The 13,168-nt window shown below is 56.2% G+C and carries 10 protein-coding genes; 5 read left to right on the top strand and 5 right to left on the bottom strand.

Going from position 1 to position 13,168, the window contains the following annotated elements; all coding sequences use genetic code 11:
• Window positions 1-123: 123 nt before the first annotated feature.
• Window positions 124-1,647: a SpoVR family protein gene (locus tag ACGY09_RS07415; RefSeq protein WP_397571050.1), complete on the bottom strand. Its 1,524-nt coding sequence runs from the start codon at window positions 1,645-1,647 to the stop codon at window positions 124-126.
• A gap of 700 nt (window positions 1,648-2,347) precedes the next feature.
• On the opposite strand from ACGY09_RS07415, the gene ACGY09_RS07410 reads away from it, so the two are divergent.
• From ACGY09_RS07410 to lptB, 3 genes are all read left to right on the top strand, one after another.
• Entirely contained in the window at window positions 2,348-2,806 is a 459-nt protein-coding gene (locus tag ACGY09_RS07410) for a response regulator (RefSeq protein ID WP_373650916.1), read from the top strand.
• A gap of 87 nt (window positions 2,807-2,893) precedes the next feature.
• On the top strand, window positions 2,894-4,762 hold the full coding sequence (gene lepB / locus ACGY09_RS07405) for a signal peptidase I (RefSeq protein ID WP_397571049.1): 1,869 nt from the start codon (window positions 2,894-2,896) through the stop codon (window positions 4,760-4,762).
• A 189-nt stretch (window positions 4,763-4,951) separates the two neighbouring features.
• Entirely contained in the window at window positions 4,952-5,743 is a 792-nt protein-coding gene (gene lptB, locus ACGY09_RS07400) for an LPS export ABC transporter ATP-binding protein (RefSeq protein WP_373650918.1), read from the top strand.
• A 189-nt stretch (window positions 5,744-5,932) separates the two neighbouring features.
• On the opposite strand, the gene ACGY09_RS07395 is transcribed toward lptB, so the two are convergent.
• The 4 genes from ACGY09_RS07395 to cysC form a co-directional block, all read right to left on the bottom strand.
• A complete protein-coding gene (locus ACGY09_RS07395) occupies window positions 5,933-7,426 on the bottom strand; it encodes an aldehyde dehydrogenase family protein (RefSeq protein ID WP_397571048.1) in 1,494 nt (497 codons plus the stop codon).
• A 319-nt stretch (window positions 7,427-7,745) separates the two neighbouring features.
• Window positions 7,746-9,290, bottom strand: coding sequence for an acyl CoA:acetate/3-ketoacid CoA transferase (locus ACGY09_RS07390; protein WP_397571047.1), 1,545 nt, complete (start codon window positions 9,288-9,290; stop codon window positions 7,746-7,748).
• Window positions 9,290-10,042, bottom strand: coding sequence for a 3-oxoacyl-ACP reductase FabG (fabG, locus tag ACGY09_RS07385; RefSeq protein WP_397571046.1), 753 nt, complete (start codon window positions 10,040-10,042; stop codon window positions 9,290-9,292). Before fabG ends, ACGY09_RS07390 begins: the two co-directional genes overlap by 1 nt.
• Window positions 10,043-10,147: 105 nt before the next feature.
• On the bottom strand, window positions 10,148-10,756 hold the full coding sequence (gene cysC, locus ACGY09_RS07380) for an adenylyl-sulfate kinase (RefSeq protein WP_373650922.1): 609 nt from the start codon (window positions 10,754-10,756) through the stop codon (window positions 10,148-10,150).
• Between the two features lie 412 nt (window positions 10,757-11,168).
• Here cysC and ACGY09_RS07375 point away from each other — a divergent pair, with 412 nt between their 5' ends.
• Both ACGY09_RS07375 and ACGY09_RS07370 read left to right on the top strand, forming a co-directional pair.
• The gene (locus tag ACGY09_RS07375; RefSeq protein WP_373650923.1) at window positions 11,169-12,239 is read left to right on the top strand and encodes a 3-deoxy-7-phosphoheptulonate synthase; all 1,071 of its coding nucleotides are present in this window, start codon (window positions 11,169-11,171) and stop codon (window positions 12,237-12,239) included.
• Between the two features lie 516 nt (window positions 12,240-12,755).
• On the top strand, window positions 12,756-12,941 hold the full coding sequence (locus ACGY09_RS07370; RefSeq protein ID WP_373650924.1) for a hypothetical protein: 186 nt from the start codon (window positions 12,756-12,758) through the stop codon (window positions 12,939-12,941).
• Window positions 12,942-13,168: the final 227 nt, after the last annotated feature.

Genomic DNA, 13,168 nt, shown 5'->3' with positions numbered 1-13,168 from the left:
TTGTTTAAGGTCGCCAGACAGCATACGGCCTTTCCAGTCTTGCCGCGCCTTTCGCCTTTGCTTCCCCTATTTTGAAGGGAAGAGAGTCTGGCTGCACGACAGGAGTGCACTCGTCGCAGCAGCTTACTTATTCTTGATCGAGTGATTGGTGCCGTCGAACGCGATAATGGCGGGCTTGTCATCGATCACCGATTCCAGATGAACTGGCCGCGCCCACAGTTTATGCAAGTTCCGTAGCGTATCCTGGGCGTAGTCCTGCTTCAGCTCGATTCCCTGATACTTGTGCTGCAGGTAAAGCTCACCCCGATTGCGGTAGTTGGCGTCGACGACGTAGATGAACGGGCGGCTGTGATTGGTGAGGCTGTTGAGGAGTTGCGCTTTCACTTCCTGGAACTGACGCGAAGCAATTTCGTAGTTGTCGCTGCTGTCGTTGAATGCAAACGAGAACATCTTGTGCTTCTTGCAGAATTCAGGCGTTAAGAATGTATCGATGAAGGTGATGTCGTTGTGGATACGGCGGACTTCAAAGATTTTGTCCCGCCCAAGCCCCAACTGCTTGTCCCAGCTTTGCTTGGCCTGCCAGTCGTCACACTCTTCGTATTCGAGGCCGAACTGGCCCCGGTTCCAGCGTTCTTCAATATCCCGGAAGAGTTCGATTCCGATCTTGTAGGGATTGATGCGCTGGGGGCTCATGGCCACCGTCCCACTGTGGTGGTCTGCGTAGTCGATGACCTCGGCGTCGGTGAGGCCGTGTTTTGTCATGAGAGTTGTGTGCCAGTAGCTGGCCCAGCCTTCATTCATGATCTTCGTCTGACCCTGGGGGGCGAAGTAGTAGGCCTCGTCTCTGATAATGGCGAGGATATCGTGCTGCCAGTCTCGGAGGGGGGCGTGTTCGAGTAGAAACAGGAGAACATCCCGCTGAGGCTCGTCCGGAAACGACCGTTTCTTGTCTCGCTCCTCTTCCTGCTGGTGCTTTTCTCTTGCCGCCTTTTCCAGGACTTCTGGTGGATTGATGAAGGAGTCCATGTAGCCCTTCGAGGGGAGGCGGCCGGACTGCATGAATTCGAAATCATCCTCGCGCAGTAGAGCTGCGTGGGGAAGTGGTGTCACATCCGGGGCGCGTTTGATATGCATGGAATGCATGTCGATCAGGTCTTCGAGAGACAGGCACGCATCGATGAATTCTTCTACCTTCTCGTACCCGTAGCGGTCGATGTATCTGCTGATGCGAGTGGCGTGGTTGGCCATCTGATCGAGCATTTTGCGGTTCGTTTGACCGAACCAGGCGTTGTTCTTGAAAAAATCACAGTGGCCGTAGACGTGGGCAATCACCAGCTTCTGATCCACCATCTCGTTGGTGTTGAGCAGGTAGGCGTAGCACGGGTCATTGTTGATGACCATCTCGTAGATTCGCTGAAGTCCGTACATGTGGGTTTTCAGCAGTTGATCGTACTCAGCGCCAAACCGCCAGTGCGGGTAACGCACGGGGAATCCGCCGTAGGCGGCGAACATGCAAAGTTCTTCCAGATCGAGAACTTCAAAGATGGTTTCGAAGAAGTCGAGACCGTAACTTTTCGCGAGGGCTTCCATCTGAAGCTGGATGTCGCGAAGTTGCGAAGGCAGCGTTCGGGCAGTCGATATAGCCATGGGCTTCCCTGCTGAAATGACGAAAAGTCATCCGAATGAGACTGCGGCAAGGGACTTCTTCCAAGCCTCTCCCCGAGACTCACGCATCTAACGGCAAGGTATGTATACTCAACTCGCCACCTCGCAAAAAGACCTTTGCCAGCGAAGCGGCGTCGGAATGAAATTTATCCACACGGGAATGATACGCGGGCGCCGGGGAAAAGATCAGACCCTTTCTGCGGCTTCAGACCTGAAAATCCTGGTTTCCCGCCCCAAAGACAGCGCTGATCCTCCGACTGTTGTGGAGTCTGCTCTCCCGGCAGGGAAGGCAAGTCGAATTATGAAGGGTTGATCCGAAGTCCAGGTGGCTGCGTTCGGGCATGACTTGCACGGGGATGTACGCCGGGGAATGGACCGACTCGGAGACAGATTTGGGTGAGGGGGAGTTCGACTCAGGGAGCTTGAATTGTCGAGATTCGAAGCCCTCTCGACGAACGCATCGGGTAACACCTGCATGTTTCAGGGGTGTAACCCTGCAGTTCCCGTTGCAACCGTGATGCCACATTGATCGACGCCGTCGGCGATCAGGCAGTTACCGATTCCGCTGTCGTAAGGAAGACGATATACTTTTCCGGTCTGAAGGAGGTGTGGACTTCGGAGGCGTTGGCATCTGAAATTCGACCGAAAAGACCCCGAGTTCTCTTTATGGATGGTGAGTGATATGACGGCGACGTCGAAGATTCTGATTGCCGACGACAATATTCAGAACTGCGAGCTTCTTGACGCATTTCTCGCCGACGAAAACTATGAAATCGCGATGGCTCACGATGGTCGGGAAACCCTGCAGAAGGTGGAAGAGTTTCAGCCGGACCTGATCCTGCTGGACATCATGATGCCCAAACTGAGCGGTTATGAGGTCTGCAAGCAACTGCGAAGTGAAGCGGCAACCCGGGATATTCCCGTCCTGATGGTCACTGCCCTCGCGGAAATGGGTGATATCGAGCGCGCGGTGCAGGCGGGCGCGGATGATTTTCTCACGAAACCTGTCAACCGTATTGAACTTACGACACGTGTGAAGTCGCTGTTGCGAGTTCGGCACCTCACCAGTCAGAGGGACCGACTTCTGGCCTACCTCGAAGAGGTTGATGCTGTCGCCGTGAAAACGCTGGGTCTCAAATAGCAAAGCATGGCCCTCGCACGATGACGAGGGCGGACCGCAGACTGACAGGCAGAATGTCGCCCCCCTTCAAGATTGATAGAAGACCGAATGAGTAGATCCAACCCGACCGCCGCTTCTGTCAACAAAGGGACGGAATCCACGCAGAATCCCGCTCGAACAGCTTCACACGGCTCGCAGCAGGACGCCGGACGGGAAACGATTGAATCGATCGCGTTTGCTTTTGTACTCGCGCTCCTCTTCCGGACATTTGTCGCCGAAGCCTTTGTGATCCCAACCGGGTCGATGGCGCCGACTCTTTTCGGTCGCAATAAAGCTGTCGTCTGTACCGAGTGTCATCAGCACTATGAAGTCGGTGCGAGCGACGAACTTGACGACGATGGCTACCTCGTTCGTCGGATTAGCGAATCCATCTGCCCCAACTGCCGGTATCCCAATTCAATTCGAGATCTCCCTGTTTTCAAGGGAGATCGCATTCTGGTGAATAAGTTTCCTTATCAGATTGCCTCACCGGAACGCTGGGATGTCATCGTCTTCCGGTATCCTGAAGACATGCAGAAAAACTACATCAAACGACTCGTGGGGCTTCCTGGCGAGACGATCCGAATTTCTCGCGGTGACGTCTACGCACGCCAGGGAGATCAAGGGGAGTTTCAAATTCTGCGTAAGCAGGATCCGGACAAGCAGAAGGTTCTGCAACTCCTGGTCTACGATGACCGAAATCCCCCCGTCGACTTGCTCGCCAGTGGCTGGCCAGAACGATGGCAGACAATGACCCACGAAGAGATTTCAAATGGACTCGACGGCTGGGTTCGGGCGGAATCCGGCTGGAAGCATGATGCTCAGTCACGCAGCTTTTCCGTTGAATCGACTGATGAAGAAAAGTGGGTCAGGTATCAGCATCTCGTTCCGAGCAAATCGGATTGGGATGATGTGGGCGGACACGAGGATGTCGTGAAGGATCCTCGACCGCAGTTGATCACCGATTTCTGTGGATACAACGCGTTCTCTGGTGGGCGAAGCTCCAACAACGACGATGACCGCTTCTGGGTCGGCGATCTGTCATTGAATTGCACCGTCAACATCACCTCCATTTCAGACACCACATCCGGTGATTCTCAAGCGGAACTGAGCTTTGAATTGACCGAGGGCGTTCGTCGCTACGTCTGCCGGATTGATGTAAAAACGGGACAGGCGACCTTGCTGCGCAATGATGACCTGGCAGCCGATTCCCGCGCGGCGAATATCGAAATGGCGTCTGCGCCGACCCCGATTCGCGGGCCTGGACGATACAGCATCACATTCGCGAACGTCGATGATCGGCTTTGCCTTTGGATCAATAGTTCCTGGCTCAGCAGTGGTTTGATCCCGTTTGGTCCCGGGGCGGAATTTTCCGCTCCCGCAAATCGCAGCCCCCAGGAGTCGGACCTGACGCCCGCTGGTTTCTCTGCGCGGGGTGTGACCGCTCAAGTCTCAGACCTGGTTCTTCAGCGAGATATCTACTACCGGGCAGAAAAAGTCCCTAACGATGCGGGTGACTTTACGATGCACGATCAGGAGCTTTCGGACTCGCTTCAGATCCGCGAGAGCCTGAAGGATCCGAACGAATACGGGAATCTCTATTCGCGTCAGCATCGCGAAGCGACGTTCCGGGAACTGGGGCCTGATGAATTTTTTGTGATGGGGGACAATAGCCCCCGCAGTCAGGACAGCCGATTGTGGCCGAACGTGCAACGTCATGCCTACAATCGGCATGCCGTGCCGCGACAGGCGTTGCTGGGGAAGGCCTTCTTTATCTACTGGCCCCACGGAATCCCGTTTCTTAACAGTGGCAAGGGCTACCCACTGCTGAATCATTCGCCACGTCGGAATCAGCGAGGGGAACCGGAAGTCGACAACTATCCGGACTACGTGGCCCCCTTCTATCCTCAGTGGTGGCGATTGAAACGGATTCGGTAACCTCAAGCAGTGTCAGTCCGAAAGTGGTGTCAGTCCGACGTGCGGCCCGATCGGGTAAGCAGCGAGGAATCCCCGTTGACAGCAACTCTGCTCTGCGGATTCGGCATTGGCATCGTCAAAATCAAGGTGACCGACTAAACTGGCGAAACGTAAAGCAACCTCGACAGAGACCGTCATGGAGGACGAAATATGTCATTGCTGCAATGCATTGGTCTGGTCAAGCAATACCCTGGCAAACGTGCCGTCGATGGGGTTTCGTTCCACGTCGAGCCTGGTGAAGTTGTCGGATTGCTGGGTCCGAACGGTGCCGGGAAATCGACGAGCTTTAGTATGGCGGTCGGACTGGTGACCCCCACCGATGGCAAAGTCATTTTTAACGGCGTGGATGTCACCCGCTGGCCGCTCTACAAACGAGCCCAGCATGGCATGGGATATCTGCCCCAGAATGACAGTGTCTTCGGTAAACTGTCCGGTGAACAGAACCTCTACGCGGTGCTGGAGTTTCAGCCGCTGTCATACCGCGAACGGATGGCCAGAGCGAATGAACTGCTGGGCATGTTCGGACTGACGGAGAAGCGGAAGCAGACCGCCGGGACGTTATCCGGGGGGGAGCGACGTCGTCTGGAAATCGCCCGCTGTCTAGCGAGTCGTCCGAAGCTGATTCTGCTTGACGAACCCTTCACGGGGATTGACCCGGTCACGATTCATAGCATTCAGGACATCATCGCTGACTTGCGGCAAAGCGGCATTTCGATCCTCCTGACCGACCACCGTGAACGCGAGACGCTCACCATCACCGATCGCAGTTACATCGTGTTTTCCGGCCGGATCCTCGTCAGTGGTGACGCGGCGACGGTACTGAATGACGAGAATGCACAGAAGTACTACTTCGGGAAACGCTTTGATGCGGGCTCGATTATCGAGAGCAAAGGGGCCTTCCAGACGCAGATGGATGCCGCAGCCGCCAATCGGGCTGCATAGCCCGGTGTCTCAAGGGATCAAACGGCTTTCGGAATTGCTCTCATGATTGACGTGCGGCCGAAAGACGTATGAGCGTCCCGCGACAAGGAAAACCTGCGTGTTCTGATGGGCTGAATCCCGAGACGGAGCATCAAAGGCCGCGTCGCCCCAACAGAGGCGACGCGGTCGTATTATTGCCGCCCTGAGCGATCAGAGGGGACGCACGACGGACATGCTTCTCCAGTAATCGAACAGCGTTTCGATCGACAGGACTCCGCCCCCCATCCCGCTCTTGTTGACACCGCCGTAGGGAATGCCGTGAGCAAAGATGTTGTGGGCGTTGATCCAGCTATTGCCCGCGACCAGCGATTCTGCCACACGGTACGCTCGCGTCAGATCGCTCGACCAAACGCTGTTGGCCAGACCATAGTCAGTCTGGTTAGCCATCTCGATTGCCTCCTGCTCTGATGAGAAGGGGGCGATGTAGGCGACGGGGCCAAAAATTTCCTCGCGCGCGGCGACATTGTCGAGCGATCCTGCCAACAGCGATGGTTTGACGTAGAAACCAGAGCGACCCGGCACTTCGGCAGCGCCCCCATCGGTCAGCAGCTTGGCCCCCTGTTCTTGTCCTTTCTTGAGGTAGGAGAGCACCCGCTCACGCTGACGTGCATTGACCACCGGTCCCATTTGAGACTGTTCGTCGAGCTGATAGCCGATGCGAACTTTCGTCATCCGGTCTTTGCATTCGTCGATAAAGTCGTTGTAGATCGACTTGTGCACCAGCCAGCGCGTCGCATCACAACAGACCTGTCCCGTGTGGAACGTGATCGCCTGAACCAGCTTTTCTGCGGTCTTGGTGACATCGACATCGTCGAAGACGACAGCGGCGCCCTTCCCTCCCAGTTCGAGCTTGACCGGGGTCAGATTACGTCCGCAGGCCTCACCCACCATTCGGCCGACTTCGGGTGAACCGGTGAAGGACATGCGTCGCAAACCGGGGTTTCGCGAGAGAGCGGCACCGGCCGTTTCGCCTGTTCCGGGAACGACGTTGATGACCCCATCGGGGAACCCGATCTCACGAGCGAGTCGTGCAAGATAGATGGCAGACAGGGGAGTATCTTCGGCCGGTTTGATGACGACGGTGTTCCCCGCGGCAAGTGCAGGGGAAATTCCCCAGCCAATCAGCAGGAAGGGAAAGTTCCAGGGAAAAATGAAGCCACAAGGTCCCCAGGGGTGACGAACCGTCCACGCATCATGTCCCGAGACCGCCAGTGCTGTACGGTGCTGAACGTGAAGTGACATGTTGGTGAAGTAACGCAAGGTGTCGACAAAGTTCTGTACGTCGCCGAGTGCCTGTGGCAGAATCTTGCCGGCGTCCAATGCTTCGATCTGACCTATGATTGGTTTGTGCTTCTCGACGGCATCCGCCAATCGGTGCAGCCACACACCACGCTCGTTCGGCGGGAGTTTGGCCCAGGGTGACTTGGTAAATGTTTCACCGGCGACTCTGACGGCGTTATCGACATCCGATTCACTGAGAGCGGAGAACTCCGCCAGAACTTCTCCCGAGCCGGGGTTCAGTGTTTTCAATGTCTGACCGGTGGAACTGGTGACATCCTTGCCCCCGACGACTCCCTTGAGAGTTCCCGATGAGAGAAACTTGACGACGTCTGGATGCAGATTACTCGAGACGGTGGCTGTCATATCGTTGGATTCCTGTGGTAGAGGCTTCGCACTGAGCGGAGTCAACGTGCTCGGAGACGAGTGTCGACTGCCATCAACAAGTCGTTCGCAATTTTACGACAATCACTGTCGGAATGCGATTTGGTGAGCCGTCAGCAACAACTGCAACTCAAGTCAGCGCGAATTTCTCTCAGGACTGGATTCCGCCTCGGGCAGGTAAGGCGGAAACGAGTCAAGGAGATTGCGAGGCGTTGCTCGTACCGGTGTCACTTGAATGCGAGATCTGGTCGTTCCGGGGGCGTTTCAACGGATCGTTCGATCAGCTCGTGAATTCAGCAGGTCACTCAAACAGGTAAGCCGGCATAGAGCGAACGTCCCGGATGACGGGACGGAAGTCGAGATGCGCGAGGATCTGCGTTTGGATGTCGATTCCCGGTGCGGCTTCAATCAGTTCCAGTCCAGCCGAAGTGAGTCGGAAGACCGCTCGTTCGGTGACGATCAGCACATCCCTTCCGGTTTGTCGCGCGATCTGGCCGCTGAAGGAGATCTGTTCGACAGCCTTAACAAATTTGCGAGTCGCACCTTCGCGGACGATGATCAGCTGGCCATCCCTAACGTCGACTTCGAGACCCCCGGAGGTCAATGTCCCACAGAAGACCAGCCGTTTGGCCGTTTGTGAGATGTTGATAAAGCCGCCGGCACCGGCGAGTTTGGAACCGAATCGAGAGACGTTCACATTCCCTTCGCAGTCGATCTGCGCCGCTCCCAGTGCGGCGAAGTCGAGTCCGCCGCCGTCGTAGAAGTCGAACTGTGCGGGTTGATCGACAATGGCTTGTGGGTGCATTGAGGCACCAAAGCTCAGTCCCCCGGCTGGCATTCCGCCGATGGGGCCACTCTCCACGGTGAGGGTAATGCGGGCCAGCAGGCCTCGCTCAGCGGCGATTCGAGCAATGCCCTCGGGCATCCCGATTCCCAGGTTGGCCACGGCGCCGGGCTGAAGTTCGTCACAGGCCCGCGCGGCAATGATCCGGCGTTCATCGTGAGGAAGCCTTCCCAGTGCCGCACATCGCTCTGCCGCATGATCCGCCGACGCCGGCAGGAAATAGGCGTCGTTCAATTCTTCTGCGAATGTTTGCGAGTGATCTTCCGAGCTGGAAACGATGACCTTGTCGACAAGGATTCCCGGTACCCGCACCTGAATCGGGGGCAATGGGGCAGGCAAAAGTTGCTTCACCTGCGCGAGCACGATGCCGCCGGAGTTTCGGACTGCCTGTGCGATCGGCAGCACGTCGCCAACGACCGCTTCCTCCTCCATGTACAGGTTGCCATAGGGGTCGGCGGAAGTGGCTCGGATCAACCCCACATGGATTGGAAAGGATTGGTAAAATAACCATTCCTTCCCGGCCAGTGTGACGCGCTCCACCATCGGGATCGACGTCCTGGCGTTCAGGCGACCCCCTCCGTTAACCGGGTCAACGAAGGTTCCGAGGCCCACGTGAGTCACGCAGCCTGGACGACCTGCAGCGATGTCGCGATAGAGCTGGCAGATGACCCCCTGCGGAAAGTTATAGGCCTCGATCTGATTCGTGAGTGCCAGTTCTCCCAGACGGGGGACAAGGCCCCAGTGTCCCCCAATGACACGCTTCACCAGACCCGCATGGCCGAGGTGGTTAAGTCCGCGGGATTTTCCGTCTCCCTGACCGGCACCGTACACGAGGGTCAGGTCGCGGGGCGTACCGGTCTCCAGAAAGCGGCGTTCGAGAGCGGCGGTCAGGGACTCTGGATGCGCGGCCCCCACAAACCCCCCGCAGGCGACGGTCGCACCCAGGGGAATTTGCGCTACAGCAGCATCGGCAGTACACAGAAGTGTGTCGATCCGGTCCATTAACCCCACCAGCCCCCATTGACGTGGATCGTCTGCCCGGTGACATAGCTTGCCAGGTCGCTGCAGAGGAACAGGATTACGCTCGCAATCTCAGAGGGTTCGCCAAACCGCTTCAGCGGGATGTTGACCAGCATCTGGTCACGAACTTCGTTGGGGATTGTCTTTCCCATTTCTGTCAGAACGACGCCGGGGGCGACCGCGTTCACGGTAATCCCTCGCGGGGCAAGTTCTTTGCTCAGGACTTTGGTCAGGGCAATTACACCCGCCTTGGCGGAGGAGTAATTCGCTTGTCCGTAGAAGCCAATCACTCCTGAAATCGAGGCCATGCTGACGATGCGACCGTTCTGGGCCAGTTTCTCCTGGGCGACTTTGCAGACGTTGTAGACCCCGGTCAGATTTGTATCGATGACGTCCGACCATTCGTCGTCGGTCATTTTGCGGATGGTGCGGTCACGGATGATCGCTGCGTTATTGACGACAATGTCGATTTTCTGGAAACGGTCGACGATCTTCTGAAACAGAACGTCCAGCGATCCCCTGTCGCGAACATCCGCGGGCAGGGCGATGGCTCGTTCGCCGAGCTGTTTTGCGGCTGCTTCCGCCAGCCCCTGATTCACCCCGGCCGAGTCGGGGAAGTAATTCAGCACAACCGACGCTCCCGCATTATGAAGTTCGGTGGCGGTGGCTAACCCAAGTCCCTGGCTGGACCCGGTCACCAGGGCGACTTTACCGGACAGATCGATGCTTCTCATGGAGGGAATCTTTGAAGTTATGGAATCACGAGACTGGAAACAAAATCACCTCGGTTTCCTGGCGAAACCGAGGTCGATCTCAATTTTTTCGGCAGCGAGAGTCAATTAGATTGACAGGAAGCCGTTCTTTTCGAGGTAGGCGATGACTTCGTCCGCCAGTTCGTCGATGTTCTTGCTGTTCGAATCCAGGACGAGTTCTGGCTTTTCGGGGGCTTCGTAAGGATCGGAGATCCCGGTGAAATTCTTGATCTCGCCGGCTCGTGCCTTTTTGTACAGGCCCTTCGGGTCCCGTTTTTCACAGGTTTCCAGCGAAGCGTCGACAAAGACTTCGATGAATTCGCCGGGGAGAATTTCGCGAACCTTATCGCGGTCAGCGCGGTAAGGCGAAATGAACGCGGTCAGTGCGATCGTTCCCGCTGAAGCGAACAGCTTGGCGACTTCGCCGATGCGGCGAATGTTTTCGGCGCGATCTTCTGCCGAAAAACCAAGGTTCTTGTTCAGGCCCATACGGATGTTGTCGCCGTCGAGAACGAAGGTTCGCTTGCCCAACTTGTGCAATTTGTGGTCAACGGCATTCGCAATGGTGCTTTTTCCACAGGCAGAAAGTCCAGTGAACCACAGGACGGCCCCCTTGTGGCCATTCAATTTGCAACGATCTTCCTTCGAAACTGCGTGTGCGTGCCAGGTAACGTTAGTGGCCTTCTGCTCGGTCATGAACAACGAACTCCTCGAAATTTCTGCGGCGGAAATGGTTTTTATTGATCTCTACGGGTGGATCACGTGGATAAGCCGGAGTGTATGGTACGAGCTATTTTGAGGGAAGCGACGTTCTCGTCATGTGGGACGTCGCCAGGGATTGCCGGAGAATCATTCTCTTCGTAAAAATCGTGCTGTTCAGGGTAACGGTCAATCCTCGCGGAATATGTCTTCCCGCATCGAGTCGGCAACCGACAAGAAATGAAAGGCCGCCTGACGCTTCCCGGATTCCGATCTGGCCTTCATCTGATGTGCCAGGGACTGGCCATGAGTGTGGTACCGATGTGTCTCGCAAAAAATGGCACAGAACCAATGGCGAGTCGGTCGTGTCGATCCTATACTAGATTTTTGCAAACACTAGGAATGGCCAATGACCGATTCTTCTCCTGTTCAACCCCTGCAAGACGTCCATATCAGCGAAACGATCCCGCTTGTATCCCCGCGATATCTCAAGCAAGAAGAGACCATTTCCGATGTCGCCGTCAGGACGGTGATCGACGCGCGCGAATCGATCAAGCGAATCCTGCTCGGTGAAGAGTCGCGAATGATCGCCGTCGTGGGACCGTGCTCGATTCATGATCATGTCGCGGCCCTGGAATATGCCCGCCGACTCAAAGGACTGGCTGACCGCGTCAAAGACCAGATTCTGGTGGTCATGCGGGTTTACTTTGAGAAACCACGCACGACCGTCGGCTGGAAGGGATTGATCAACGATCCCCACCTGAATGACACGTTCGATATTGCGACGGGACTAAGAATCGGTCGACGTATCCTGCTGGAAGTCGCCAATATGGGACTTCCAGCCGCGACGGAACTACTGGAACCGATCACACCTCAGTACATCGCCGACTTGATCTCATTGACCGCGATCGGCGCTCGAACCACCGAATCACCGACCCATCGGCAGATGGCCAGCGGCCTGTCAATGCCGGTCGGGTTCAAGAACGGCACCGACGGCAGCTTGCAGGTCGCAATCGACGCGATGCTCGCCGCTCGTTCCCAGCACAGTTTCCTGGGCATCGACGCTGACGGACAAACGTGCATCGTGAATACCAAGGGGAATCCCTGGGGCTTCCTGATTCTGCGGGGGGGACGATCGGGGCCGAATTACGGGGCCGAGAGTCTGGCTGACAGCCTGAGCCGGCTGAATGCGGCGAAGCTCCATCCGCGCCTGATGGTCGACTGCAGCCACGCCAATTCCAACAAGGATTACCTGTTGCAGCATGTCTGCTGGGATGCTTGCTTGAAGCAGCGTCTGGCAGGCAACAAAAATATCGTGGGACTGATGCTGGAAAGTAATCTGTTTCCAGGTAACCAGGCGCTGAACAGCGACCTGAAGTCGCTGAAGTACGGTGTGTCCATCACCGATGGCTGCATTGGTTGGGAAGAAACGGAGCGATTGATCCTGAACGCCCACGAACAGTTATCGGCCGCATCGTAGTCGGTGTCAGAGTCAGCGACGTTGTTAGATCCGCTGAGACAAGCTGCCAACGGGTTCCCGCTCGCGTAGTTGTTTGAACTGCGCGAGCGGAAGTGGCCCGTGCGAGCGTACTTTCATCCGCCCTTTTCGTCGACCGAATCTTTTGCGTCGCGAGGCCGGTGTCACTCTCGATTCTCTTTCGACTTCGCCAGCGGCCGCGCGACTGGACCAACTCTCTCCCCGCGCAGGCCAGCCATGCGAATTTCATGGCGAATCGATCTGAACATCCGAATCGAAAAGATTCGGCCATTCCCGAATTCAGAACCGGAGTTGTTTGATTGCTACCCTGAATTCACGATAATGGTCGTGAATTGATGCTGGGCCCATCGATGAGAACAAGAGCGCTCCAGAGAATTTCGGAAATTCAGTTCACACAGTGGACCAGGTGTCGCCATTCCAGCGCGCCGGTCCTCATCTGATTGGGCTGACGTTCGGGGATATACGCGAAGCTACGACCATGGAGGTTCGGTGCCCGGAATGATTCAATTCCCACATGTCTCGCAGACAGATCTGTCTACCTGCCTGCTGCTGCAACTGACCGGTACGTTGCGTACTCCGGTTGAATCTCGATTGATTGTCGAAACTCACGTGCCGCTTCCCGAGTTTCAGCAGTCTGACCCAGATCGGGAATCGAAGCCTTTCCCCATTCTACCGCCGCTTTAGCTCCCCGATGAAATCGTTCCCTCAGGGATTTGTCACTGAGATACGAGAGACATCTGGTAGGCTAATCCTGCAATGATCGCGCAGTTCTTCATAACTGGATGAGTCAATCATGACGGATTCGAGCGACCCTCGCTTTCACAAGACCACTGCCTCGGAATCTGAGAACGTCGTCGGTCAGACTGTCGGGTTAAAAGAGGGGCGTGGCAATCATTCGGATCTCTCAGAGT

Source organism: Schlesneria sphaerica (assembly GCF_044336245.1).
Taxonomy (GTDB): domain Bacteria; phylum Planctomycetota; class Planctomycetia; order Planctomycetales; family Planctomycetaceae; genus Schlesneria; species Schlesneria sphaerica.
The sequence above is the reverse complement of the archived record's forward strand: the minus strand, read 5'-3'. Positions and strand labels throughout refer to the sequence as shown.